The sequence below is a fragment of the Campylobacter sp. TTU_617 genome, from assembly GCF_016599045.1.
In the GTDB taxonomy this organism is placed as follows: domain Bacteria; phylum Campylobacterota; class Campylobacteria; order Campylobacterales; family Campylobacteraceae; genus Campylobacter_D.
Map to the genome: position 1 here is coordinate 28,129 of NZ_JAENKV010000010.1, position 26,500 is coordinate 54,628.

The 26,500-nt window shown below is 27.4% G+C and carries 29 protein-coding genes; 10 read left to right on the forward strand and 19 right to left on the reverse strand.

Annotation, left to right across the window (positions count from 1 at the left end; genetic code table 11):
• Nucleotides 1–8: 8 nt before the first annotated feature.
• Entirely contained in the window at nt 9–440 is a 432-nt protein-coding gene (locus GQV94_RS05540) for a YqaA family protein (protein ID WP_200170050.1), read from the forward strand.
• On the opposite strand, the gene GQV94_RS05545 is transcribed toward GQV94_RS05540, so the two are convergent.
• A complete protein-coding gene (locus tag GQV94_RS05545; RefSeq protein WP_200170079.1) occupies nt 396–1,403 on the reverse strand; it encodes a nucleoside hydrolase in 1,008 nt (335 codons plus the stop codon). The two genes, GQV94_RS05540 and GQV94_RS05545, sit on opposite strands and share 45 nt — an antisense overlap.
• A complete protein-coding gene (locus tag GQV94_RS05550) occupies nt 1,403–2,764 on the reverse strand; it encodes an MFS transporter (protein ID WP_200170051.1) in 1,362 nt (453 codons plus the stop codon). Before GQV94_RS05550 ends, GQV94_RS05545 begins: the two co-directional genes overlap by 1 nt.
• A gap of 153 nt (nt 2,765–2,917) precedes the next feature.
• Between GQV94_RS05550 and polA the strand changes: the two genes are divergently transcribed.
• The 3 genes from polA to motB are packed head-to-tail and all read left to right on the forward strand — an operon-like array spanning nt 2,918 to nt 7,080.
• Complete coding sequence (polA, locus tag GQV94_RS05555) at nt 2,918–5,557, forward strand: DNA polymerase I (RefSeq protein WP_200170052.1); 2,640 nt, start codon at nt 2,918–2,920, stop codon at nt 5,555–5,557.
• Nucleotides 5,558–5,569: 12 nt separating this feature from the next.
• On the forward strand, nt 5,570–6,346 hold the full coding sequence (motA, locus tag GQV94_RS05560; RefSeq protein ID WP_200170053.1) for a flagellar motor stator protein MotA: 777 nt from the start codon (nt 5,570–5,572) through the stop codon (nt 6,344–6,346).
• 2 nt (nt 6,347–6,348) lie between these two features.
• Complete coding sequence (gene motB, locus GQV94_RS05565) at nt 6,349–7,080, forward strand: flagellar motor protein MotB (RefSeq protein WP_200170054.1); 732 nt, start codon at nt 6,349–6,351, stop codon at nt 7,078–7,080.
• Here the strand turns inward: motB and flhB are convergent.
• Together flhB and GQV94_RS05575 are read right to left on the reverse strand one after the other, a co-directional pair.
• Nucleotides 7,077–8,165, reverse strand: coding sequence for a flagellar biosynthesis protein FlhB (flhB, locus tag GQV94_RS05570; protein ID WP_200170055.1), 1,089 nt, complete (start codon nt 8,163–8,165; stop codon nt 7,077–7,079). The two genes, motB and flhB, sit on opposite strands and share 4 nt — an antisense overlap.
• Nucleotides 8,166–8,376: 211 nt before the next feature.
• Nucleotides 8,377–8,973, reverse strand: coding sequence for a peroxiredoxin (locus tag GQV94_RS05575; RefSeq protein WP_200170056.1), 597 nt, complete (start codon nt 8,971–8,973; stop codon nt 8,377–8,379).
• Between the two features lie 201 nt (nt 8,974–9,174).
• Between GQV94_RS05575 and GQV94_RS05580 the strand changes: the two genes are divergently transcribed.
• The 6 genes from GQV94_RS05580 (at nt 9,175) to GQV94_RS05605 (ending at nt 12,439) form a co-directional block, all read left to right on the forward strand.
• Entirely contained in the window at nt 9,175–9,459 is a 285-nt protein-coding gene (locus tag GQV94_RS05580) for a DUF362 domain-containing protein (protein ID WP_200170057.1), read from the forward strand.
• A 95-nt stretch (nt 9,460–9,554) separates the two neighbouring features.
• The gene (ndk, locus tag GQV94_RS05585) at nt 9,555–9,968 is read left to right on the forward strand and encodes a nucleoside-diphosphate kinase (protein ID WP_200170080.1); all 414 of its coding nucleotides are present in this window, start codon (nt 9,555–9,557) and stop codon (nt 9,966–9,968) included.
• Entirely contained in the window at nt 9,968–10,321 is a 354-nt protein-coding gene (locus tag GQV94_RS05590; protein ID WP_200170058.1) for a hypothetical protein, read from the forward strand. Before ndk ends, GQV94_RS05590 begins: the two co-directional genes overlap by 1 nt.
• Nucleotides 10,322–10,333: 12 nt before the next feature.
• Entirely contained in the window at nt 10,334–10,480 is a 147-nt protein-coding gene (gene rpmF, locus GQV94_RS05595; RefSeq protein WP_200170059.1) for a 50S ribosomal protein L32, read from the forward strand.
• Nucleotides 10,481–10,485: 5 nt separating this feature from the next.
• Nucleotides 10,486–11,469 (forward strand): phosphate acyltransferase PlsX, encoded by a 984-nt coding sequence (gene plsX, locus GQV94_RS05600; RefSeq protein ID WP_200170060.1) that lies wholly within the window; start codon nt 10,486–10,488, stop codon nt 11,467–11,469.
• Nucleotides 11,447–12,439: a beta-ketoacyl-ACP synthase III gene (locus GQV94_RS05605; RefSeq protein WP_200170061.1), complete on the forward strand. Its 993-nt coding sequence runs from the start codon at nt 11,447–11,449 to the stop codon at nt 12,437–12,439. Before plsX ends, GQV94_RS05605 begins: the two co-directional genes overlap by 23 nt.
• 229 nt (nt 12,440–12,668) lie before the next feature.
• Here the strand turns inward: GQV94_RS05605 and serC are convergent, their stop codons facing one another.
• The 15 genes from serC to GQV94_RS05680 all read right to left on the reverse strand — a co-directional run.
• On the reverse strand, nt 12,669–13,751 hold the full coding sequence (gene serC, locus GQV94_RS05610; protein WP_200170062.1) for a phosphoserine transaminase: 1,083 nt from the start codon (nt 13,749–13,751) through the stop codon (nt 12,669–12,671).
• 9 nt (nt 13,752–13,760) lie between these two features.
• Complete coding sequence (gene xseA, locus GQV94_RS05615; protein WP_200170063.1) at nt 13,761–14,924, reverse strand: exodeoxyribonuclease VII large subunit; 1,164 nt, start codon at nt 14,922–14,924, stop codon at nt 13,761–13,763.
• Nucleotides 14,921–15,625, reverse strand: coding sequence for a bifunctional demethylmenaquinone methyltransferase/2-methoxy-6-polyprenyl-1,4-benzoquinol methylase UbiE (gene ubiE / locus GQV94_RS05620; RefSeq protein WP_200170064.1), 705 nt, complete (start codon nt 15,623–15,625; stop codon nt 14,921–14,923). The genes xseA and ubiE overlap by 4 nt, the downstream gene beginning before the upstream one ends.
• 279 nt (nt 15,626–15,904) lie before the next feature.
• Nucleotides 15,905–16,315 carry a peroxide-responsive transcriptional repressor PerR gene (perR, locus tag GQV94_RS05625; protein WP_200170065.1) on the reverse strand — a complete coding sequence of 137 codons (411 nt, stop codon included), beginning with the start codon at nt 16,313–16,315 and terminating at the stop codon, nt 15,905–15,907.
• A gap of 97 nt (nt 16,316–16,412) precedes the next feature.
• Nucleotides 16,413–18,254, reverse strand: a complete 1,842-nt coding sequence (gene dxs, locus GQV94_RS05630; RefSeq protein ID WP_200170066.1) for a 1-deoxy-D-xylulose-5-phosphate synthase — start codon at nt 18,252–18,254, stop codon at nt 16,413–16,415.
• Nucleotides 18,247–19,068 carry a flagellar assembly protein FliH gene (gene fliH, locus GQV94_RS05635; RefSeq protein ID WP_200170067.1) on the reverse strand — a complete coding sequence of 274 codons (822 nt, stop codon included), beginning with the start codon at nt 19,066–19,068 and terminating at the stop codon, nt 18,247–18,249. Before fliH ends, dxs begins: the two co-directional genes overlap by 8 nt.
• Before the next feature lie 7 nt (nt 19,069–19,075).
• Entirely contained in the window at nt 19,076–20,104 is a 1,029-nt protein-coding gene (gene fliG / locus GQV94_RS05640; protein WP_200170068.1) for a flagellar motor switch protein FliG, read from the reverse strand.
• On the reverse strand, nt 20,104–21,783 hold the full coding sequence (gene fliF, locus GQV94_RS05645; RefSeq protein WP_200170069.1) for a flagellar basal-body MS-ring/collar protein FliF: 1,680 nt from the start codon (nt 21,781–21,783) through the stop codon (nt 20,104–20,106). The genes fliG and fliF overlap by 1 nt, the downstream gene beginning before the upstream one ends.
• A 117-nt stretch (nt 21,784–21,900) precedes the next feature.
• Nucleotides 21,901–22,164, reverse strand: a complete 264-nt coding sequence (locus GQV94_RS05650; RefSeq protein ID WP_200170070.1) for a chorismate mutase — start codon at nt 22,162–22,164, stop codon at nt 21,901–21,903.
• On the reverse strand, nt 22,152–22,919 hold the full coding sequence (locus GQV94_RS05655) for an HAD-IIA family hydrolase (RefSeq protein WP_200170071.1): 768 nt from the start codon (nt 22,917–22,919) through the stop codon (nt 22,152–22,154). Before GQV94_RS05655 ends, GQV94_RS05650 begins: the two co-directional genes overlap by 13 nt.
• Nucleotides 22,920–22,923: 4 nt before the next feature.
• Nucleotides 22,924–24,132, reverse strand: a complete 1,209-nt coding sequence (gene lysA / locus GQV94_RS05660; RefSeq protein ID WP_200170072.1) for a diaminopimelate decarboxylase — start codon at nt 24,130–24,132, stop codon at nt 22,924–22,926.
• A 9-nt stretch (nt 24,133–24,141) separates the two neighbouring features.
• A complete protein-coding gene (locus tag GQV94_RS05665) occupies nt 24,142–25,200 on the reverse strand; it encodes an LptF/LptG family permease (RefSeq protein ID WP_200170073.1) in 1,059 nt (352 codons plus the stop codon).
• A complete protein-coding gene (gene pth / locus GQV94_RS05670) occupies nt 25,200–25,745 on the reverse strand; it encodes an aminoacyl-tRNA hydrolase (RefSeq protein WP_200170074.1) in 546 nt (181 codons plus the stop codon). Before pth ends, GQV94_RS05665 begins: the two co-directional genes overlap by 1 nt.
• Complete coding sequence (locus GQV94_RS05675) at nt 25,742–26,278, reverse strand: 50S ribosomal protein L25/general stress protein Ctc (protein WP_200170075.1); 537 nt, start codon at nt 26,276–26,278, stop codon at nt 25,742–25,744. The genes pth and GQV94_RS05675 overlap by 4 nt, the downstream gene beginning before the upstream one ends.
• Nucleotides 26,279–26,367: 89 nt before the next feature.
• On the reverse strand, nt 26,368–26,500 hold a 133-nt coding region (locus GQV94_RS05680), incomplete at its 5' end, for a DUF2972 domain-containing protein (protein ID WP_200170076.1).

Below are 26,500 nucleotides of genomic sequence, written 5' to 3' on the forward strand. Positions count from 1 at the left end.
GCCTTTGAATGTTTGAAACTCTTAGTTATCCTATGCTTTTTTTAGCAAGCTTTCTCTCAAGCACGCTTCTTCCACTTGCAAGCGAAGCTTTTGTGCTTGCTTTTATTAAATTTAATTTTAATCCTTATTCAGTACTTTTTATAGCTACTTTAGGAAATACTTTAGGGAGTTTGAGTACTTATACTCTTGCTTTTTTAGGAAAACAAAAAATTTTAGAAAAATATTTTTCAAATTCTTTAAAAAAATTAGAAAAATTAAGTATTAATTTTAATCGCTTTGGGGCAATATTCTCTTTTTTAAGTTTTTTACCCATAGTAGGAGATATCTTTGTTTTAGGGTTAGGATTTGCTAAATACCCTCTTATAAGAGCTATTATTTTTATCACTCTTGGAAAATTAAGTCGTTATATTTTTATAATTTTTATAGCAAATTCCTTTTAATAATCTTGTCTTAATAAGCTCTAAAAGTTTAGAATTATCTATATTTTTTAAAACTTTTACCGGCTTTTTTTCTTTTAAATTTAAACCTAAACTTAATTTTGGCTCTTTCTCAACACGATAAGCTAAACCTCTAATTAAAGAACTATCACAAACTACATCTACAAAATACTCATTAAATTCTGCAATATTTTCATCAAGCATATAAGCTACACTTAAAGCATCATGGATCCAAGTTCCTTTAGTTCCTCTTGTGCGACTAGCATAGTAAGTCCAAGCCCTTAAAGTTTGAATTAAATAATTACAGAGTTCATTTTTATTTTCTAATTCATCTAAATCTTTATGAGTTAATAAAGTTTGCATAGTAGCATTATAAGGAGCTAAAACAACTTTTGCCTTTGAATTTAATACTATATTAGCTGCTTCTGGATCAAAACCAAAATTTGTATCTTTAATATATGAGGGCATATCAAAACTACCACCCATAATATGAATTTCTTTTACATTTTTATCAAAATTTTTAAAAAGTCTCATAGCAATAGCTATATTTGTAAGAGGACCTATAGCACAAATTGAAATTTTTTTAGGATTTTGCATTATAAGTTCGCCCATTTTCAAAGGAGCATTAGGTATTATATTTTTTATTATTTTAGGTTTTTTTATCGTATCCCAAAGAAATTTTAAATTTTGCTTTTTAACACTATTATCAAGCCTATTGCGCCAAGGTTTCATAGGTTCTTTTAAGGCAGAATCAGCTCCTAAATACACAGGAATATTTAAATTCCAAAGCTTTAAAAAATGCTTTGCTACGCTATAAGCTACAATATTAGATACATTACCACTTACTGTACTTATCATTTCAAGTTTAATTTCTTTAGAAGCTAAAATTAAAGCAAGGGCTAAACCATCATCAGTATTAGCTCCTGCTATACCATTACCTATATCAGTATCCAAAATCAAACGGATCATATAGCATCTTTAATTAAATTTAAATCTCTTCCTCTTGTTTCTGGTGCAAAAAAGGTAGTAACAAACCCTATACCAGCAGTTACAACAAAATAAATTGCTATAGGAATCCAAGTTCCATAATAAGCAAGCAAAAAAGAAGCTATCATAGGTGCACTTCCGCCTGAAAGAATAGAGCCTAATTCTTTTGCAAAAGCCATTTTAGTATAACGGTTTTTAACTCCAAACATTTCAACACCCCACGCTGCTTGAACCCCAAAAATTCCTAAAGATGCTAAAGACATCCCTACGATAATGGTTAAAATTACTATAAGTTCATCTTTGCTATCTAATAACATAAAAGCAGGAAAAGCATATAGCATTAAAAGAAAACAAAAAGTTCTATAAGTTATTTTTCTTCCAAATTTATCACTTAAATAACCTGCTAAAGGAATTATCAAAAATCCAAATAAAGAGGCACTTAAAACTGCTGTTGTAGCTACTGATTTGTCTAAAAGCAAAATCTTAGTAACATAACCTACTATAAAACCTTGTGCTAAATAAGATGGTCCGTTTTCTCCTATTCTTAAACCAACCATAATCCAAAATGCTTTACTTTTTTGCCAAAAAGTTCTTGTATCCTCTTCTAATTCTTTCACATTTTGCGCCCTAATTTTTAACATCTCCTCTTTTTGTTTTGCAAAAACAGGACTTTCTTTAATAAAAATGCGTAAATAAAGAGCAAATAAAACAATCAAAAAACTTCCAATAAAAGGAATTCTCCAACCCCATTCCTTGAAAGATTCATCATCAATTTGCACTACTAAAAGCCATACAAAAGAAGCAAGTAAAGTTCCACTATTAGAGCCTAATGCTATAACAGAAGAAACAAGTCCTCTTCTTTTGCTAGGAGCATATTCTCCAAGCATAATAGTTCCACCTGAAAGCTCTGCCCCTGCTCCTAAACCTTGCATAAATCTTAAAATAACTAAACAAATTGGCGCCAAAATTCCTATAATAGCATAACTTGGAATAAAACCTATAAGTGTTGTAGAAATTCCCATCAAAGCAATAGTTATCATCATAATATTTTTTCTTCCGTACTTATCACCTAAATATCCAAAAAATAAAGCTCCTATAGGTCTCGCAATAAAACCTATACCATAAGTAACAAAAGAAAGCAAAAGAGCTATTACTGGAGTTTGTTCCGGAAAGAACACTTCTGAAAAAATAGTTGCTGCAGCCAAACCATAAAGCGCAAAATCAGCATATTCTAAAGCTGTTCCAAGCCAACAAGAAAATATAGCTTTTTTAAAAGCTTTTTTTCCATCAGGAGTATTAAAATTTTGATCTGCAATACTACAAGCTTGTTTATTTGACATATTTTTCCTTAAAATATAAATTAAAAGATGAAAAAATATACTAATTTTGCTTAAATACCTATTATCAACTTTTAATTTCAACATTTTTCCTAATTTTTAAGTTAAAATTTGAAATAATTAAAAAAATAAATTTCTTAATTAAAGATTTACTCTATGAAAACTTTAACTATAATTGATACATTTGGATTTTTCTTTAGACTTTTTTATGCACTTAAAGGGCTTAAAAACTCTAAAGGTGCCCCTAGTGGTATGATTTCAGGCTTTGCTAATTTTATTTATAATTTAAAAGATGAATATAAAAGTGATTATATTTTATTTGCACTTGATTGTAAAGGTAAAACTTTTAGAAGTGAAATTGATCCAAATTACAAAATCAACCGTACCTCACCACCTGAAGAATTATTAGCACAAATTCCAATTTGTATCGAAATGATTGAAAAAATGGGTTTTATGAGCTATTCTAAAGAAGGTTATGAAGCAGATGATATTATAGCTTCTGTTGTTAAAAAATGTGAAGATAAAGATATTTTTGTACGCATTATTACTCAAGATAAGGATCTTTATCAACTTATAAAAAATGGAAAAGTTAGTATTTATAGTCCTATTTCTAAAAATGATTATAATGAAGAAGCTTGCATGGAAAAATATGGTGTAAAACCTTCACAAATTAGAGATTTTTTAGCTCTTTGTGGAGATAGCTCTGATAATATTCCAGGAGTTAAGGGTATAGGTGCTAAAGGAGCCAAAACTCTACTTGAACAATTTGATAATATAGAAAACATTTATGAAAATCTTATGTTGGTACGTAATGAAAGAAGTCGCACTCTTCTTTTAGAAGGAAAAGAAAATGCTTTTTTAAGTAAAAAGCTTGCTAGTTTAAAAAATGATATTGAAATTCCAAATTTATTAGAAAAATCTGTTTTTAATCAAGAAGAACCTTTACTAAAAATTACAAATATTTTAGAAGAATACGAACTTAATTCTTTGATTAAAAAAATGCAACTAAATCCAAAAAATCAAAATAAAATTTTAAATTTCAAAACGACTTTAATTTTAGATGAAAATCAACTTTTTAATATTTTAGAAAATTTAGATAAAGAAAGTATTATTGCTTTCGATACAGAAACAACCGGTCTTGATACAAAAAAAGCTAAAATAGTTGGATTTAGCTTTTGTTATAATGAAAATGAAGCCTTTTATGTTCCTTTAAATCATAATTATTTGGGAGTAAAAGAACAAATTCCACTTCAAAGCGCAAAAAAAGCTATAGAAATTATTTACAAACATACTATCATAGGACATAATCTTAAATATGATTTTAAAATCATACAAAATAATTTTGATTTAAATCCTCCTCAAAAATATGCTGATACTATGATATTAGCTTGGCTTTTTAATCCTAGCTTAAGAGTAAATATGGATGATTTAGCTTTAAGGCTTTTTGATTATAAGACCTTACATTTTGAAGATATAGTAAAAAAAGGGGAAAATTTTGCGAGTATAGAACTTGATAAAGCTTGTAAATATGCAGCAGAAGATGCTTATATCACTTTAAAATTTTATCTTTATTTTTTAAAAAATTTAGAACCAAAATTATTAGAACTTGCCTATAAAAACGAATTTGATTTTATAAAAGTTATTATAATGATGGAAGAAAATGGTATAAAGCTTAATATATTAGAGCTTGAAAATTTAATGCAACAATTTAGCAAAGAAATAAAAAAAATAAGCGAAGAAATTTATACTTTATGTCAAGATCGTTTTAATCTTAATTCCCCTAAACAAATAGCAGAAGTTTTATTTAACAAACTCAATCTTAATACTAAGAAAAAAAGCAAAACAGGATATTCTACCGATGAAAAAGTTTTAAAAGAACTTATTGATGAACATCCTGCAATAGAAAAGATTTTATCTTATAGAGAACTTGCCAAACTTTATTCAACCTACTGCGAGCCTCTTTTAAAATTAGCACAAAAAGATGAAAATTCAAGAATTTATTCAAGTTTTTTGCAAACAGGAACTGCAACAGGACGCCTTTCTTCTAAAGATCCAAATTTGCAAAATATTCCAGCACATGGACAATATGCTAAAGATTATAAATCTTGTTTTATTGCACAAGATGGTTTTAGTTTTATCTCTTTAGATTATTCTCAAATAGAACTTAGAATGCTTGCACATTTTAGTAAAGATCAAAAACTTTTAGAAGCATTTTCAAATGATGAAGATATCCATTCAAAAACAGCTATTATGATATTTGGTGAAAGCAATTATAAAACAAGAAGTATAGCAAAAAGTATTAATTTTGGACTTATTTATGGCATGGGTTATAAAACTTTAAGTGCTAATTTAAAAATTGAAACAAAACTTGCTAAATCTTATATAGAAAAGTATTTTGAAAATTTTACAAGCATTAAAGAATATTTTGAACAAGTTAAAAATGAAGTTAAAAAAAATGGTTTTATTACCACACTCTTAGGTCGTAAAAGATTTTTTAATTTCGAAAATGCTAAAGCTGTGCAAATAGCAATGTATGAAAGAGAAAGTATAAATTCTATTTTACAAGGATCAGCAGCTGATATTATTAAACTTGCTATGATAAAAATTGCCTCAGACTTAGATGAAAATAAAAAACTCATTTTACAAATTCATGATGAACTTATTTTTGAAGTGAAAGATGAATTGTGTGAAAATTTTGTAAAAAAAGCTACTGATATTATGGAAAATATTGTAAAATTAAATGTAAAATTAAAAACTTCATCAAGTATTGCCAAAAATTGGGGAGAACTTAAATAAGGAGAATTGCTAATGGATCTTTCAACCATACTTGGAATGGTACTTGCTATAACAAGTATTTCTGTTGGTGACATACTAGAAGGGGGAAACCCTTTACATGTTATTCACCTTTCTTCATTTCTTATCGTGATGCCAACTGCTGCATTTTGTGCAATGACTTCTACTCACAAAAAAATAGTTAAGGCTGCTTATAAAGAATTAAAAGTAGTTTTTAAAGGTTCAGGGGTTAATCTTTCAGAAAGAATCGCTCAACTTATAGAATTTGCTATTATAGCAAGAAGAGATGGTCTTTTGGCTTTAGAGTCAAAAACCAATGAAATTGAAAATGAATTTTTAAAAAATGCTATGATGATGCTAGTAGATGGAAAAAGTTTTGAAGAAATAAAAGAAAGTATGGAAATTCAAACCGAACAACTTGAAGAACATTATAAAGAATGTGCAGAATACTGGATAGTATTTGGAGAAACTTGTCCAACTATGGGATTAGTTGGAGCAGTATTTGGACTTATATTGGCACTTAAACTTCTTGATGATCCTCAAGCAATGGCTGCTGGTATTTCAGGAGCTTTTACCGCAACAGTTACAGGAATTTTTGGAGCATATGCTCTTTTTGCTCCTTGGGGTAGAAAAATGAAAGCTAACGGTATGGATTTGGTTAAAGAACAAATTGTAATCACTGAAGCTATTAAAGGTATAGCAGAAGGGGCTAATCCTAGAGATTTAGAAGCTAAACTCTTTAATTTTCTAAGTCACGATGATCCTAAAATTTCACAATTTGACAAAGGTTAAAAATGGCAAAAAAACATAAATGCCCAGAATGTCCAGCAGGTGAAAAATGGGCTGTTCCTTATGCTGATTTTTTAAGTTTACTTTTAGCACTTTTTATAGCTTTATGGGCAATTTCAAAATCAAATCCAGCAAAAGTTGAGGCTTTAAAAACAGAATTTATCAAAATTTTTGATTATACTACAACTCAAACCATACAAGAAGAAAGCAAAAATCAAGAAAAATATAAAGGAGCAGCAAAAATAGAAAGTGATGAAATAGAAGCTTTAAAACAAAGAATAACAACTCAACAAGATACCATTAAAAAACTTCAAGCTGCTTTAGATCAATCAAATAATGAAGTCGCCTTAAATCTTCCTTCTAAAATCTTATTTCAAAGAGGGAGTGCTGAAATTGTATCTGCTGATATAAAAGATTATTTAAAACGTATGGCACAACTCGCTCTTAATTTACCTCCTCAAACGAAAATTGAAATTAGAGGCTATACAGATAATAGTGATACCATATTAAGAAGTTTTGATTTAGGTTACGAAAGGGCCCAAAGTGTCTTAAAATATTTTATTGATGGTGGAGTTAATATAAAAAATTTAAGTGTAAAAAGCTATGGCTTTAATGAACCTTTACAAAATAATCCTACTACTTTAAATAATAATAGAGTTGAAATTTATTTTAAAGTTGATAGCGATAATGAAGCTGCGCAAAAATCTATACTTGAACTTATTCATAGACCAAATTAATTTTTAGAATTAATTTGGTTTGAAAGTCTACTTTTATTGTTAGAATTATAAACAAATCCTAATACTTCAGCTACAGCCTTAAATAATTCTCTAGGAATTAGATCGTTTATATCACAAACTTTATAAAGTTCTCTTGCTAAAGGAGGATTTTCATAAACAACAACATTATTTTTATAAGCAATTTCTTTAATCCTTAAAGCTAAAAAATCAATACCTTTTGCCACAACTCTTGGAGCTTGTTCTTTGGTTGAATCATAACGAATTGCAACAGCATAATGAGTAGGATTTGTTATAACAACATCAGCACCTGCTACATCTTGTACCATACGACGACGTGCTGTCTCCATTTGAATACGACGAATTCTTGCTTTAACTTGCGGATCCCCTTCCATTTGTTTATATTCATCTTTGATTTCTTGCTTACTCATTCTAAGACTTTTAAAATACTGAAAACGCACTAAAAATACATCTAAAACAGCAATAATCATAAAAGCAATAATTACAATAGCAGCTAAAATAACAGCCTTATCTCTTAACCAAATAAGCTGATTAGTGATATTATAAAGTTCAACCTTTGGAAGTTCTTTTACAAATTGAAGCAACACTATAAAAGCTATAGTGAAAACAACACTAACTTTTAAAATAATTTTAATACTTTCTAATAATTTTTTTAAAGAAAAAAGATTTTTAATACCTTTTAAAGGATTAATTTTTCCTAAATTTGGCATAATAGGTTTTGTTGTAAAAACAAAACCAAATTGCATAACATTTCCTAGAACACCTGCAACCATAATGCTTAATACTATAGGAGCAAGTATTATTAAAACTTCAAAAATACTTTTAATCATAATTGCTTGAATTATTCTAAGATCAAGTTCAACTCCAATAAAACTTTGATAATATCTATATAAATTAACTATTCTTTCACCTAAAAAACCCATTAAAAATAGAGTAATAGCTACAGCAACAATTAAACTTATAACCGCAGAAGCGTCTTGACTTTTAGGAACATTCCCTTCTTTTCTGGCATCTTCAATCTTTTTGGACGTGGGTTCTTCTGTTTTTTCTTGATCTTCACCCGCCATAAATTCTCCTATTTATTAAACCTAATAAATTTTAAATAACCTATACTTGATAAAATTTATATTTAATGATTATATTAAAAAATATTTTTAAACTAACAAAATTCATAAAAGTTTATTTTATATTAAATTCTGATTTTTAAATAAGTAAGATATAAGATTAATTTTAAAATATATAAATAAAAAATTCCCCTTCTTAAAGGGGAAAGATTAATTAAAGTTTATTTTCGTTTTTATTAAGATAATCAGCAACACCTTTAGGATTTGCTTTCATACCTTCATCACCTTTATTCCAGCCTGCTGGACAAACTTCGCCGTGCTCATTTGTGAAAAGCATAGTATCAACCATTCTAATCATTTCATCGATATTTCTTCCAAGTGGTAAATCATTAATTACCGCATGACGAACTGTTCCATCAGCATCTAAAAGGAAAGATCCGCGAAGTGCTACAGCTTCTGCATATAATACATCAAAATTTCTAGCTATTTGTTTAGTTAAATCAGCGACTAAAGGAAATTTAACTTGGCCAATACCACCTTGATTTACTGGAGTATTTTTCCAAGCAAAATGCGAAAATTCATTATCACCAGAAATTCCAATTACTTCAATTCCTCTATCTTTAAATTCTTGATATCTCTTATCAAATGCAATGATTTCAGAAGGACATACAAAAGTAAAATCTTTTGGATAAAAAAATACAACAGCACCTTTTGGTCCTATATTTTTATAAAGATTAAAATCTTCTACTATTTCATTATTTCCTAAAACTGCTGGAGCAGTAAAATCTAAAGCTTTTTTTGTAACTATCATTTTTTTCTCCTAAATAATAAATTTTATTGATAGCAAAATTATATCGTTTAAATCTTTAAATATTTTTGAAATAAACATTATAATGTTGATTTTTAATAAATATTATCAATAAGTAGTAAATTTTGATTATCAAAAAAATAAGTTTTTAAGAATAATATGATAAAATTCTAATTATTTATATTGTTTAATTAAGGAGAAAAAATGGCAGTAAAAATTACAGATATTTGTATTGCATGTGGTTCTTGTATTGATGAATGTCCTGTTTCAGCAATAGTTGATGATGCTAGCAATCCTAACAATGAAGATAGTTATTATGTATATGCAAATAAATGCGTTGAATGTGTAGGTTACAATGATCAACCAGCCTGTGCAAGTGCTTGTCCTACGGATGGATGTATAGTTTGGAGTGATATTCAAGAAGGACAACCAAGTCGCAGTGAAATCAGTGCAAGTATGAGAGATGGAAGTACCCCTGTATTTGCATAAAAAATAAAAAATTGATAAAGTATAAATTAAATAAAATTTTAGAATAATTTAAGTATAATCATAGCTTTTTAAAATAAATTGTGGAGAATACTTTGATTCAAAAAACTTTATCAATTATTAAACCAGATGCAGTTAAAAAAAATGTAATAGGTAAAATTCTTGATCGTTTTGAAAGTAATGGCTTAAAAATTGTTGCAATAAAAAAAATTCAATTAAGTCAAAATCAAGCTGAAGAGTTTTACCAAATTCATAAAGATAGACCCTTCTTTAAAGATCTAGTTAAATTTATGATTAGTGGGCCTGTAGTTGTTTCTGTTTTAGAAGGAGAAAACGCCGTATTTAAAAACAGAGAGCTAATGGGAGCAACCAATCCAAAAGAAGCTAAAGCTGGAACTATAAGAGCTGATTTTGCTGAAAATATTGATGCAAATGCTGTACACGGAAGTGATAGCTTAGAAAATGCAAAAATTGAGATTGATTTTTTCTTTAAAGCTGATGAAATTTATTAATGAAGATTTATTTTTCTAAAATTCATACAACACCTTATCCTTTCAAATTAGACCTTGAAAATGTAGTTTTTGAAGGAGATATGGTAAAAATAAATGCTAAAATAGTAAAAATAAATGCTATAATAAGAGGTTTTATTTATAAACCTTGTGATAGTTGTGGCGAAGAAACAGAATTTTCTTTTAATGAAAAACTAGAGCTATTTGCAAGTGATGGTATTTTTAAGGATTTAGCAAATGAACTTAGTAATACTATCGAATTCTTTGACTCTCAAATTGATTTAATGGAAATTGCAATTGGAGAGATTGAAACATATTTTAGTGATTATTTTTATTGTAATAAATGTAAAAATTAAAAAGGAGAAAAAATGGCAGTACCTAAAAGAAGAGTAAGTAAAACACGTGCAGCAAAACGCAGAACACACTATAAAGTAGTTCTTCCGATGCCTATCAAAGACAAAGATGGAAGTTATAAAATGCCTCATCGTGTTAATCCAGTTACCAAGGAATACTAATATTTATGATAAACATTGCAATTGATGCAATGGGTGGAGATTTTAGAGAAAAACCTATTATTGAAGGTGTAATAGAAGCTTTAAATGTAAAGCCTTTTAATGCAATCTTGGTAGGTCAATCTAAAATTTTAAAGCCTTTAATTCCGCAACATTTAGAAAAATACATTCAATATGAAGAGGCAAACGAAATTTTCTCTATGGAAGAAAATGCAACAGATGTTTTAAAACGAAAAGAAACAACCATTTATAAAGCTATAGATCTTGTTAAACAAGGCAAAGCAAAAGCGGTTGTTTCAGCAGGACATAGTGGTGCAACTATGTCTTTAGCAACTTTAAAACTAGGAAGGCTTAAAAATGTTTTAAGACCTGCTATAGCAACTTTAATGCCGAATATTAAAACAAATACTTTAATTTTAGATGTCGGTGCAAATACTGATTGTAAAGTTGAAAATCTATTTCAATTTGCAATAATGGGTGAAATTTATGCTAAAGAAATCATGAAAGTTAAAAAACCAAAAATTGCCCTTATTTCTAATGGAGAAGAAGAAGGTAAAGGCAATGAACTTACAAAAGAAGCTCATCAATTTATGAAACAAATTCCAAACTTTGTTGGAAATGCTGAAGGTAGAGATATTTTTAATGGAAGTATTGATGTTTTAGTTTGTGATGGTTTTAATGGTAATATCATTCTTAAATCCTGTGAAGGTGTTGCAACTGCTATATTTCAAATATTAAAATCAGAAATTAAAAAATCTTTGATTTCAAAATTGGGAGCTTTACTACTTAAAAATTCTTTTTATAGACTTAAAAAGCGTATTGACTGGCAAGAATATGGTGGAGCGCCATTATTAGGTGTTGATGGTTGTGTTATTATAAGCCATGGAAAAAGTGATTCTAGAGCAATTAAAAATGCAATTTTTCAAGCCATTAACTTTAGTGAATCAAATATTAATCAAGTTATAGAAAATGAACTCTCAAAATATAGTTAATAAAGCATCTTTACGTAGTATAGCAGCTTATATACCTGAAAAGATTTTAAGCAATTTTGATCTTGAAAAAATAGTCGATACCTCAGATGAATGGATAACAAGACGCACAGGAATTAAAGAAAGACGTATTGCTAGTGATAATGAGCAAACAAGTGATCTTGGAACCAAAGCAGCATTAAAAGCTATAAAAAGAGCAAATTTAAATCCCAATGATATTGATGCTATTTTAGTAGCAACTCTAAGTCCTGATTACTTTGCTATGCCCTCAACTGCTTGCAAAATAGCTTCAAATTTAGGGCTTAAAAATATAACAGCTTTTGATATTTCAGCTGCTTGTACAGGCTTTATTTATTTATTAGAACTTGCAAAAGCTATGGTTGAAAGTGGTGCCAAAAAAAATGTTTTAATTATAGGCGCAGAAAAAACAAGTTCTATCATTGATTATAAAGATAGAAGTATTTGTATTTTATTTGGAGATGGAGCTGGAGCTGGAATTGTAAGTCTTGATTGCAATAACTCTATCATTGATGTTCATACTTCAAGTAATGGTGATTATGGTGATCTTTTAATGACTAAACGTTCACAAAAGTCAAGCATAAGTAGCCCGCTTTGTATGAGTATGAAAGGAAATGAAGTTTTTAAAATAGCTGTTAATACTTTAAGTAATGATGTTATAGAAATTTTGAAAAAAAATAAACTCAAAGCAAGTGATATTGATCTTTTTATACCTCATCAAGCAAATTTACGTATTATTAAAGCTGTACAAGAAAAACTAAATTTAGAAGATGATAAATGTGTTATATGTGTACAAAAATATGGAAATACCTCAGCTGCTTCTATACCTATGGCTATGAATGATGCTTATGAAGAAGGACGTCTTAAAAAAGGAAATTTAATACTACTTGATGCTTTTGGAGGTGGTTTTACTTGGGGTTCTGCCTTACTTAAATTTGGTGGCGAAAATTATTAAAATTTTTCATTTAAAAATAATATTCTTCAATAAAACAATAATAAATTCAATTTTTTAAATTGTATTTTTTTAAAAACACAATTTAAAAAACTTTACATAAAAAACTAAAAAATTGTATAAAAATTTAACTTTTTAAATCTATTTTTAAATAGCTTTTATATTAAAATCAAATTTAATAGCTATTGGAGCTTTTTTATGGTAATATATTTGAAATAGCTATTTCAAATTATCAATATAACTGCGCATATTTTTTCATAAATTCTTTCATAAAATCACACAAAATTTTAACCTGATCTAAAGTTATAGCATTATAAATACTTGCACGAATTCCACCTAAAAGTTTATGACCTTTAAGTCCTAAAAGATTGTTTTGTTCTGCTTCTTTTAAAAATATAGGAAGTAAATTCTCATCTTTTATGTTAAAACTTACATTCATTAAAGATCTATCTTTATTTTGAGCATAAGCTTTATAAAAACCTTCGCTTTCATCTATGATCTTATATAAAAGATTTGCTTTTTCTAAATTTTTTTTATAAATTACATCAAGACCCCCTTGTTTTAAAAGCCATTGCATTTCAAGATTAAAAATATAAATGGCAAAATTACAAGGAGTGTTAAATAAAGAATTATATTCTGAATGAATGCTATATTTTAACATACTTGGCAAATTTTTATTTTTACTTCGCTCTAGCATATCTTTACGAATAAAAATACAAGACAAACCTGAAATTCCAGCATTTTTTTGAGTTCCTCCGTAAAAAAGAGCAATATTGGAAAAATCTATTTTTCTAGAAAAAAAATCGCTCGAAGCATCAATAATTAAAGGACATTTTGTTTTTGGATATTCTTTATATTGTGTTCCATAAATAGTATTATTTGAGCAAATATAAGCATAATCAGCATCATCACTAAAACTTACCTTTGGTATATAAGAAAAATTTTCTTCTTTACTTGAAGCAACGACTTTAAGATTAACACCTAAAATTCTAGCCTCATTAATAGCTTTTTGAGTCCAAATTCCAGTATTTACATACTCACAAATTCCACCTAAATATAAATTCATAGGAATCATAGCAAATTGCAAACTTGCTCCTCCGTGTAAAAACAAAACTTCATAATTATCATTTAAACCATAAAGTTCTTTAGCCATTTTCATAGCATTAAAATGAATTTCTTCAAAAACACTACTTCTATGACTAAACTCCATAATAGAAAAACCAAGCCCTTTATAATCAAGTAAATTTTCATTGGCTTCTTTTATAACTTCTAAAGGTAAAGTTGAAGGTCCTGCACTAAAATTAATTTTTCTCATATTTTTCCTTTATAAAATTTGTGCTTCTTTTCTATCATCTTGAGAATTTAAAATTATTTTATCATTTTGTTTTAAATCTTTTAAATTCATTATTTTGCCATCTTTTTCAATGCTAACTAAATTTTTACTTTTTTGAAAAAAAGATTTATGTTGTTTATAAGAATTTTCTATTTTTTCTAAATTCAAATAAGCAATATTTAATTTATTTTTTATAGAAAAAAACAATTGTTGTTTTAAATGATTGCTTTGATTGATTTTTTGAAAGATTAAAGTACTTAAAGAATTAGCCTTTAATATTTTTTCTAAATTTAAAAGCTCTAATTCTAAATTTTTAAATTTTGTTTGTAAAAGAGATTTTAATTGTTGCATTTTAAAATCTAAATCTTGCTCTAAATCCATTCTCGATGGAATAAGCAAATCTATAGCTGCACTAGGAGTTGGTGCTCTAAGATCCGCAACAAAATCACTAATTACATAATCAATTTCATGTCCAATGGCTGAAATAATAGGTGTTTTTGCTTTAAAAATTTCTCTAGCCAAATTTTCATCATTAAAGCAAAAAAGATCTTCTCTACTTCCTCCACCTCTTGCAATAATTAAAACATCAAGTTTTTTTACATCCGCTTTTTTTAAAGCATTTATTAATGAAGCAGGGGCTAAATTTCCTTGTGTTAAAGCATTAAAAATATAAATTTTTGCTAAAAAATAAGATTTTTGCTCTATTATTTTTAACATATCCTCTAAAGCTGCTGAAGTAAAAGAGCTTATAATACCTATTTTTAAAGGAAATTTAGGTAATTGTTTTTTATACTTTATATCAAATAAACCTTCATTATTTAAACGCTCCTTTAAAGCTAAAAATTTTTCTTCTAAATCACCAAAACCTATCTTTCTAATACTATTAGCTATGAATTGATAACGTCCGCTTTGAGAATATAAACTAAGACTTCCAATTAATTCTAAAGAATCTCCAACTTTAGGTATAAAACTTAATTTTAAATTTTCCCATTTAAAGATTACACAAGAAATACTTGAATTTTCATCTTTAAGTTCAAAATACCAATGCCCTGAAGAATGCATAGTAATTTTTGATAACTCTCCACTTAAAACAATATTTTCAAAATGAGTTTCAAGTAAAGCTTTAGCTTTTATATTAAGTTCGCTTACGGTCATTTTTTTACCACAAACATAGAGCTAATACCAAAACTAAAATTTTTAATTTTTACTATTTTAAAACCAACTTCTTGCAATTCTTTAGCTAATTCTTGCTCACTTAAAAAATGCTCAATAGAATTAGGTAAATATTCATAAGCGCTCTTATTTTTACTTAAAAAACCGCCTAAAATAGGTAAAATATTTTTAAGATAAAAATCCCTAAAAAAAGATAGAAGACCTTTTTTTTCCTGTTTGCTAAATTCTAAAATTAAAAATAAACCATCTTTTTTAAGAACCCTAAAAAACTCTTTTAAAGCTTTTTTCCTTTCAACAACATTTCTAATCCCATAACTTATACTCATAATATCAGCACTCTCATCCTCTAAAGGTAAATCTTGTGCAAAAGCTTTTATAAATAAAATTTCTTTATATTTTTCTCTTGCAATTTTTAACATACCTTCACTAGGATCAACACCTATAATTTTAGAAATTTGTTTATTAAGTTTTAAAGCTTCTTGTTGCCAAATATTAATCATATCAGCAGTTCCACAAGCAACATCAACAATATTTAAATCTATTTTATTATAATTTTTTAAAACATAATTACAAGCCTTTTTGCGCCAAGTTATATCAATACCAAAACTTAAAATTCTATTTGCTTTATCATAACTAGGAGCAATTTCGTTAAACATTTGAACAATTTTCTCTTGCTTTTGCATTTTATTCCTCATTAATTTATATGGAAATCTTTTATTTAATAAATAACTATTATAATTAAAAAATTTTAGCACTTTTTTAATTAGTATTTATTTTTTATAAAAAATCTTAGTTAAGCAAAAATTATCTAAATTTAACAAAAATTAATTGTATTAAAAATTATAGAAAAACAGATAGATTTAACAATTTTAAGAGTATAAAATTTTTAAGAATAATTATTTAATTTTAAATTAAGATTTCTTTATAAGATATTGGAAATTACTTAAGCAATTCCAATAAATTTAAAGACATTTTTTACAACCATCAACATAAGCACAAATTGCTAAATGATTTATAATATTGCCAATCTTTTTTTCTAAATGTTCTTGATACTCTTTAAGATTTGAATCTTTAAAATTTAAATCTTCTATATTACTACATTTAGAACATATAATATGTATATGTTCTTCCTCATAAATATCATAGCAAGTTTTTTGATTGGCTACATTTATTTCAACCACTAAACCTTGTTCTTGTAAAGTATTTAGATTTTTATAAACAGTCGCCAAAGAAATAGATGGATATTCTTTTTTAATCTCTTCATAAAGTTCTTCTATATTTGGATGTTCATGACGTTTTAAAATTTTTAAGACGCAAAGTCTTTGTGGTGTTGCTTTAAGTTCATGTTTTTTCAGCATTTCTAACAATTCCATAATCTCCACCTCGAAAAATTTATAAATGATAATTATATAATAAAATCATTAAAACAAGTTTATATTTATTAAATAATATTTTTTATTAAATAATAAACTAAATATAATTTAAAACATTCTTTGTTAAAGAGTTAATATCAAGTTGTAATTCTTTTTCTATATCAAAAAGTTTTCCATGTTCTATAAATTTATCTTTATATTCAAAACTGATAAGTTTAATATTTAAATCATTTTCTTGTATAAAAGTATTCAATAAACTTCCTACACCACCTATTTTATTATTTTCTGAAAATACAAACCATATTTTAGTTTTTTGTGCAAGTTTTTTAAGCAATTCCTCATCTAAAGGTTTAGCAAAAATTAAGTCAATTAAATTGACATTTTTTTGATTATTTTGAAGATTTTTTAAAACACACCAAGCTTTTCCAACACCTTGACCATAACCTAAAAAAGCAATTTCACTTTCATTTTCAATGAGCCATTGAGCTTTAGCTAATTTTATTTCACATGCTTTAAATTCATTATCTAAAATAAAACTTCCTCTAGGATAGCGAAAAGCTATAGGACCTTTATGATGATAAGCATATTCCATAATTTTTATCATCATAGCCTCATCTCTTGGGGCAATAAGCGTTAAATTAGGTAAAGGTGACAAAAAGCTAATATCAAAAACTCCTTGATGAGTTTCTCCATCTTCACCTACAATTCCAGCTCTATCCATAGCAAAAATAACATTTAAATTCAAAATAGCACAATCATGAATTATTTGATCATATGCACGCTGTAAAAAAGTACTATAGATAACTATAAAAGGTTTAAAACCTTCTTTTGCCATAGCTGCCATAGAAGTAACAGCGTGTTGTTCTGCAATAGCAACATCCCAAAATCTTTGAGGATATTTTTCTATAAGTTTATCAAGTCCGGTTCCACTAGGCATAGCAGCAGTAACTCCGACTATATTTTCATATTTATCTGCTAACTCTAGTAAATTTTGGCTAAAAATTTCGGTAGCACTTTTTTTATCTTGTTTTTTAATACTTTCTCCATTTTCTATATTAAAAGCACTTACTCCATGCCACTTAGCATGTCTTCCTTCGGCTAAAGAATAACCTTTGCCTTTTATAGTTTGTGCATGAATAACACAAGGTTTTTTTATAAGTTTTGCTTGTTTTAAAGCACTAATAAGCTCATTTAAATTATGTCCATTAATCGGACCTATATATTCAAGTCCTAATTCTTCAAATAAAAGTCCTGGAGTAATTAATTTAAAGCTTTCTTCAAAGCGTTTTGCCATATAAGTTGCACTATCTGGCAAAAAATCAAGCATTTTTTCTACTCTTTTTTTAAATTTTTGATAAAACTGCGTTGCCATTGCCTGAGAAAGATATTTAGAAATAGCTCCTATTGGCTTTGAAATACTCATTTCATTATCATTTAATATAATAACACAAGGGTATTTTCTATCACCTAATTCATTTAAAGCCTCATATGCCATCCCAGCACTTAAAGCTCCATCTCCAATCAAAACTACCGGCAAACGATCTTCATTTTTTAATTTTATAGCCTTACAAGCTCCAATAGCCAAAGAAATCGAGGTGCTAGAATGTCCAGCAATAAAATAATCTCCTTCATTTGGTTTAGTATATCCACTAAGTCCTTTAAATTGACGTAAGGTGTGAAAAATACCTTCTTTTCCACTTAAAAGTTTATGAGCATAGGATTGGTGAGAAACATCAAAAATAAAGGGATCTTTATTATGATCAAAAATTACATGCATTGCGATACTAAGTTCTACAACACCTAAATTTGAGCTTAAATGTCCTCCATTTTTTGAAACTACCTCTATAATTTTTTCTCTTAAATTAGAAGCAAGTTCTTCAAGTTCTTTGATATTTAAATTTTGAAGTTCTTTATGAGTATAGTACAATCTCTTACTCATTATTAATCATTCTTTTAATTTTTTCTAATCTTTGATTGAGACTTGATTCTATATTTCCTAAATCACTTAGTATTACAACACTTCCTTTAGAAATTGCATCATCTAAAGTAATTTTAATATTAAGATCATTTTTAAATTCAGATTTTAAATAATCATAATCATTGCAATTTACTCTAATATCTATTTCTCCAGCACCTTTTAATTCTGAAATCAAATCTTTTGCTAAAGAATAAGCAATTTTAGAAGAATTATCCTCTACTTCTTTTAAAATTACTTCTTTGGCAATATCAATTGCAGTATCTGCTAATTCTTTTTTATTTTTTTCTATAAATGAATCTAAATTTTTACTTGCCTCATCAAGTTTTAAAATACTTTTTAAATACCTTTCTTTTAATTCATTTAATTCCTTTTCAAATTCCATTTTAGCATTATTATAACCTTCTTGTGTAAATTTTTCTTTTGCATTTTCAAGTTCAGAATTTAGGCGATTGTTAAATTCATTTTCTTGATTTTCAATTTGCATTTGGAGTTTAATAATATTACTTGACATTTCATCTGTTTTTTTAAGCAAATCCTCTACAAAACTTGGTTGAAAATCAATTTGTTTTTCTTCGGTAGTTTCATTATCTTTTAAAATAGTCTGAGTTTGCTCTTCTTTAAAGGCTATTTCATTCTCATTTTTAATTTCATTATTTGTATTGATATGAGATTTTTCTTGTTCGTTGTTAAATTCGGATATAACTTTAAATCTGTAACCTTCAACAACATGTTGTTCATTATCTTTTTTAGAAATTACATTACTACGATTTGTCATATTATTCCTATTCTATCATTTCATCTGCATCACCTGTTTGTATTAAACCTTGTTCTGCTAATTTTTGTACCACTTCAACTACTTTTCTTTGTGCTTCTTCAACATCTTTTACTCTTACAGCTCCTAAAAATCCCATTTCTTCCAAGAATGCTTCGCTAGCTCTTGAGGACATATTAGAAAGAAATTTTTGCTTTAATTCTTCACTTGCACCTTTTAAACCTATCATTAAATCTTTTTTATCAGCAACTTTTAAAATTTCACGAATTGCATTAGTGCTAAGTTTGCTAATATCATCAAAAGTAAACATAAGCTCTTTAATAGTTTCAGCTAAACGCTCATCACTTTGCTCAATATAAGTAATGGTAGATTTACTTGCTTTTTGTCCTAAGCGATTGAGTACTTCAGCTACAGCTCTTGGACCACCTACCTCAACTTTATAAGAAGTAAGACTTTCAAGCTTGCTTTCAAGTACTGCAGAAACTCTTTTAATAATACTTGGAGAAATATCACCAAGATTTGCCATTCTAATTACAACTTCAGCTCTTAACTCATCACTAAAATACTCTAAAGTTTCAGCTGCATGGATCGAGTCCATATGAGCCAAAATAAGAGCAATAGTCTGTGGATGTTCTTTTGTGATAAAATCAGCAAGTTGTTGTGGTTTAATTTGCGCCAAATAAGCAAAATTCTGGTTATTCTCCATACTTTTAGTAAGTTTTTCGAGAATTTTATTGGCAATATCTGGACCAAAGGTGCGGAAAAGTATTTCTTTTGCATATTCTAAACCACCGCTTTTTATATATTGATTTGATTGAAGTAAGGTATAAAATTCTTCTAAAACTGCTGTAGCTACAGATCTATCAACATTTTTTGCCATAGCTATATATCTTGAAATTTCAGTAATAACATCAATTTCCATATGCGAAAAGACAGCCGTTGTAGCATCTTCTCCGAGCTGAATTAAGAAAATAGCTACTTTTTCAGGCATAGATAAATCATCATAAATCATTTTTTGTTCTTCACTAAGCTTTATCATCACATATCCTTTTCGCTAAATTCAGAATCATTTTGAACTAAATTTTGAAGCAAAGCGGCAATTTCTTCACTTTTATCATTTACAATTCCTCTTAATTTTTCAAGTAAAACTTCGTATTGGATAGAATCTTCATTAAAATTATCACCAAAACCAAGTTGTTCTTCAACTTTTTTCCTTGCCGCATTGAATTTCTCAATAGCATCTTCTGCTTCATCTAATACCAAACCAGGAGCTTGTTGTTGCTCTTCTGGGGTTGCATCTTCGAGCATTTTTTGCATAAATGGTCCAATAACTTTTTTGTAAAAGATAAAAAGTAAAATAGCTGCAATAAAATATTTAACAGGTGGGATAAATGGCTCGATAAAACGTGAATAAAAAGTTCTAACTTTACTTTCCACTTTAACAGATTCACGATGAAAAGGTAAATTTCTAACTACAACAATATCGCCTCTTGCAGCATTATAATTAATAGCACTTTGTACCAAACTTTCTATATTTCTAAGTTCTACATCGCTTAAAGGCACATACTCATTTTGAACATTACCATTTTGATCAACAACCTCTTTATATTTTCCATCAATTGCAACAGCTGCTGAAGTTCTAATAATAGTGGCAAATTGTTTTTTAGTATTAGTTATTGTTTTAGATAATTCATTATTAGTTGTTACTTGATTCTTTTTATAAAGCTCTGTTTGACCTTTATTATCAAGCCCTTGAACTGGACCTATATTAGATACAGCACCTGGAACTCCTTGAATTTCTGGTTCTTTTCTACCTTCTCTTTGTTCTTCCAAGGTTTGCTCACTTCTAACTATAGGGTTTGGATCATAAATTTCACTTTGAGATTCTTTTTTAGAAAAATCAAAATCTATATTTACATTAACTTCTATTTTATCAGTTCCGCCAGCAAAAGGAGCTAAAGTTGATATAATTTTTTCTTCTAATTCTCTTTCTTGATCTCTTTTATATCTAACTTGTGCAGCAATTACATCACTCTCATAAGCTTCTAGTTCATCCAAAGGAGCTCCACTTTGATCACTAATTCTTACATTTTCTTTGGTAAGCTTTGGAACTGCAGCTGAAATAATATTTTTTATCCCATCAATTTGTTTTCTTGTAAGTTTTAAACCTTCTTTAATATTAAGTACAACAGAAGCAGTGGGTGGAGTTTGTCTTTCAGTAAAAACACTCTCTTTCGGAAAAGCTATATGCACAACCGCTGATCTTATAGGTTCTAAAGTTTCAATAGTTCTAGCAAGTTCTCCTTCAATTGCTCTTTGATATTTAACTTTTTGTTCTTCATTGGTGGCACCAAATTGTTGTTGGTCAAAAGCTTCAAAACCTACACGACTATCCTTAATAAGGCCTTCAGATGCAATAATCATCCTTTGTCTATAAACCTGATCTTGGGGAACTAAAATTGTATTTTCATTTTGCAAACGATAAGGAACACCATTTTGCTCCAATTTTGAAACAATAGCAGCAGATGAACTTGGTTTTACATTTTCAACCAAAATAGCATAGCCATCTGAAGTAGCACTTCCTGAGTTACGATATAAACTTAAAAAAACTAAAAATCCAACCACTACAACAATAGAAGCTGCTATAACTATACGTTGTTTACGGCTTAAATTTTGATAAAGTTGTCCAATTTGATGGAACATATTTTTAAAATCCATATGCAACCTCAATAAATTTACAAATAACTATTCATTTATCTAAACTGAAAATTATATTACAAAAATTTAAAAAATAATTTTATTGTATCAAAAATCAATTAAGAGTTTAATAAAATCTTAATCTAAATTTTGTATTTGTTTTGATATTATAAAAATTTCTTTATAAATACTTTTAATCATTTTTGCATCTAAAAATTTATATTTAGTATTTTTAAGACGCTCTAAAATATCTTCCTCTCTTTTAAAATCACAAATCTCCTTAGCCTTACTCTGTTTTATCTTGCCTATTTTTTTAACATAAGACATTCTTTTATCAAGTAAATATAAAATTTTATCATCTAAAGTATCAATTTTTGCTCTTAAGTCATTTAAATCTTGCATTTTAAATCCTCTAAAAATTCTAAAACGCTAGGATAAATTTTATCAAGTAAGTTTATATTAATTCCTTTAGTATCACTAATTTTACCGCTTAAAACCAAAATACATTTCATATTTAAACTCTTAGCTTTTACTAAATCTCCTATAAAATCATCACTTATAATACAAACATCCTTAAAACTAATTTTTTGATTTTGTTTTTGAATAAGCCTTAAAGCTTCTTTATAAAAAGATAAACTAGGCTTTCCAACTACTTCATACTTAAAATTTATAGCATTTTTAAGCATAGCCATAATACTACCTATACCTGGATAAAGCCTATTATCTTTTTTATAAATACTTGTTTCATGCATGGCAATTACTTTAATATCTTTTTTAATAAGTTCTATCATGCTAGCAAAATCTTTAAATTTAAAATCATCATAACTAGAAATCAATAAAGCTTCAGGATGATTAAAATCAATTTTATAACCTAAAATTTCAAGATTTTGTAAAAATTCAATAGCCCCAAAAGCTGCAATCTTACAAGGTTTTAAAAGATCTTTTAAAACACAGAAAGGATCAATATAAGCATTATCTTTAATAGCTAAACCTTTTTGCCTTAAAATTTGCAAAAAATCAAGCTTTTTTGTGTTATTAGTAATGATAATATAAGGTATATTTTGTAAATTTAAAAAACTAATTAATTCTTTAGCACCAGAAATTAAAGTTTTGTCTTTATCTGATAGTAAAGTGCCTTGAACATCTAAAAAAAACATTTTTTTAATCTTTTAAAAATTTTTCCTCTAAAGCTATTTGATCTTCAAAAGTCTCTCTTTGGCGTATCATTCTTACTTTGCCTTCTTCTAAAGCTAGCTCACAAACACGATTTCTAGTATTATAATTACTACTCATACTAAATCCATAAGCACCCGTATCTTTAATCACTAAAATATCGCCACTTTGTGTTTGTTCTAACAATCTATCTTTTGCAAAAAAATCTCCACTTTCGCAAATTCCACCTACAATATCACAAAGACTTTTTTCTCCTTGATTGTAAGGCATAATAATTTCGTGATATGCTTCATATAAACTAGGGCGTATTAAATCATTCATTGCCCCATCTACTATCACAAAACGTTTTGTCTTATTATATTTTTCATAAAGAATAGAGCAAACAAACTCTCCACTTTTTGCCACTAAAAAACGACCCGGTTCCATTCCTATAGTTACATCAAGTCCATTAAGTTTTGCCAAAATTCCTTGTGCATATGAATAAAGATCTGGTTTTAAATCATCTTTTTCATAAGCAACACCAAGTCCTCCGCCTATATCAAAAAATTTAATATCAATTTTTAAAGCTTTTAATTCTCTTACAAGTTTTGCAACAATTTCTGCAGCTTCATAAACAGGAGAAAGATCTAAAAGTTGAGATCCTATATGAAAATGTATTCCTATAGGATCTAAGTAAGAAGATTTCTTAGCATAAAGATACATTTTTTTAGCCTGCTCTAACTCTACTCCAAACTTATTTTCATTCAATCCAGTAGAAATATAAGGATGGGTTTTTGCATCTACATCAGGATTAACACGAATACTAATTCTTGCTTTTATATCAAGTTTTTTGGCTACTTTTTCTAAAAGTAGCATTTCAGCTTCACTTTCTAAATTAATATATAATATATCATAATTTAAAGCTTCTTTAAGTTCTTCTTCGGTTTTTGCTACACCGCTAAAAATAATCTTATAAGGTTTAGCGCCTGCTCTTAAAGCTCTTTTTACTTCTCCTATACTCACACAATCAAAACCACTATCAAGTTTGATTAGCATTTGCAAAAGACTTAAATTAGAATTAGCTTTTAGGGCATAAAAAATTTGAGATTTTCTTGCCTTAAAAACTTCTTTAAGTTCTAAAAAATTCTTCTTTATTTCATCAAAATTATAAATATAAAAAGGAGTATGAAACTCATCTCTTAACTTTTTATAATCCATTTCAACCCTTTAACGATTTTTATAATACATAAACATTGCAAACAATGCCAAAAGTATAATAGGCAAGATAATGCCAAATTCAGTTAAAATAACCCCATTTTCGCTCAATCTTGTAAGTAAAAATAATATACCCCAAACACCAAAACTAATGATAAAAAATATAAAACTTACAAAAGCTAAATTAAAAAACCTAGCTGTTATAGGAAAAAAATAATACATAATAAGCATTAAAAAAGGTGCAAAAAGAGGCGTAAAAACTAATTTATAAAGAGAGATTTTTATAGAATGCAAACTAATACCTTGCTCTTTAAATAAAAACAATCCCTCTAATGCATCTTTAATAGAATAATCACTATTATTTGCCACACTTTCAATAATTTTTGGCTTAAAACCTTCTAAAGTTCTTAGATCTTTAAATTCTTCATTTTGTAATCCTTTACCACTTACATTGTATTCATTTGGCAACAATGTCAAACTTCCTTCTTTTAAAGTCCAAGAATCATTACTAAAAAAAGCTTTTTTTGCAACAATAAATGAGGTTAAATTAAGATCTTTGGTATTAAAAATTTTAATATCCTCAACCTCATTTTGAGTACTTTTAACCTTATCAATATAAATTAGATCATCATTAAATTTTAAAAAAACTCCACTACCTTGTTTGATTAAAGCACCATTTTTAATAATATTTCTTTTATAATCATTAGCATAAGCAAATGAAGTGAAATTAAGCCCTATAAAAATAAAACAAAAAAATAAAGCCCATAAAAAAGGAAAAAGAATGACTAAATTTTTACTCAATCCCAATGCATAAAAACTTACAAATTCATTGCTTCTAATCATATTAACTAAACTTAAAATTAAAGCAAAAATTAAAGAGATCGGCAAAAGATAAAATATAGCACTACAAGCTAAAAAAAATACATAAAGCAAATCTAAATTTGCAGAATTAGGTAAATCTTTAAAATTTAATAAAAGATCAATACAAACAAAAAAACAAAGTAAAGATAAAAAAATAATAAAAAAATTTTTTAGATAAATTCCTGAAATAAAACGAAAAAAAATCCACATTATAAAACTTTTAAACTATATTTTGAAGCAATATAAGCTATATCATTTGAATCAATAAGTTCAAATAAAGCATTTTTTGTATGATCTAAAACTTTATCTAAAATTATTTTTTCGTCTTTATTAAATTTAGATAAAACAAATTCTTTAATATTATTTGATCTTCCAATACCAATACGCACACGTTCATAGTCATTAGAACAAAGTTCATCTATGCTTTTAAGACCATTATGACCACCGCTACTTCCTGCTTTTTTAAATCTTAAAGATCCAAGTTTAAGATCAATATCATCATGAATAACTATAATTCTTTGACATTTATAAAAATCTTTAACAGCTTTTACGCTTAAACCGGAATTATTCATATAAGTATTTGGTTTTAAAAATAAAGAAGAGCCTATTTTATATAACTCTCCTTTAAATTTAGTATTTGAAATTTGTAAGAAATTGTAATTTTTAAGAATTAAATCAATAAGCATAAATCCGACATTATGTCTTGTATCCTTATAAGCATCTCCTATATTGCCAAGTCCTACAACTAAGATCACCTTGCTTTTTCTACACCTACTACTGCTACTCTTTCAGCATCAATAATGCTTACACCTTCTGGAACAACTACATCTTTTACAAGTAAAGCATCACCTACATCTAATTTACTAACATCTAACTCAAAAAAATTAGGTAAATTTTCAGCTTTACATTTAACTTTTAATCTTCTTTTTGATTGAATTAATACACCTTTATTTTTAAGTCCTATCGCAGTTCCTGTGATTTTAACGGGAATCATGTATTTAGACATTACACCTTTTTGTGCTACTTTTAAATCCACATGCTTAAGCTCTGCTGTTACAGGATCTTTTTGATAATCAACTATAACAACATTTAAAACTTTTTCCCCAACTTTAACATCAAAGGCAAGTGTAGTTTTTTTACGCACTTCTTTAATAAAATCATTAAGCTTAAAAGCCGCATGAATATTTTCAAATCCTTTTGCATAGATATTTGCAATTAGATAACCATCTCTTTTTAAAGCTTTGGCAGCTTTTCTACCGATACTCTCTCTAATAATACCTTCTAGCATTTTTTAACCTTTCATAAAATAAAATTTGTATTTTATCAAAAAAATCTTAGCTTAATTTAAAAGTCTATTTTATTAAATTTATACTCTAATCACCCATCCAACTCCTTACACATCTTTTCAAATTCTTGATAGTATTTCCAAGAAGCTATGATATCGGGACGATGTTCTTTAATATGAGTAAGTTCATAATCTAGTATGTTTTTAAGATATATTCTTAAATCT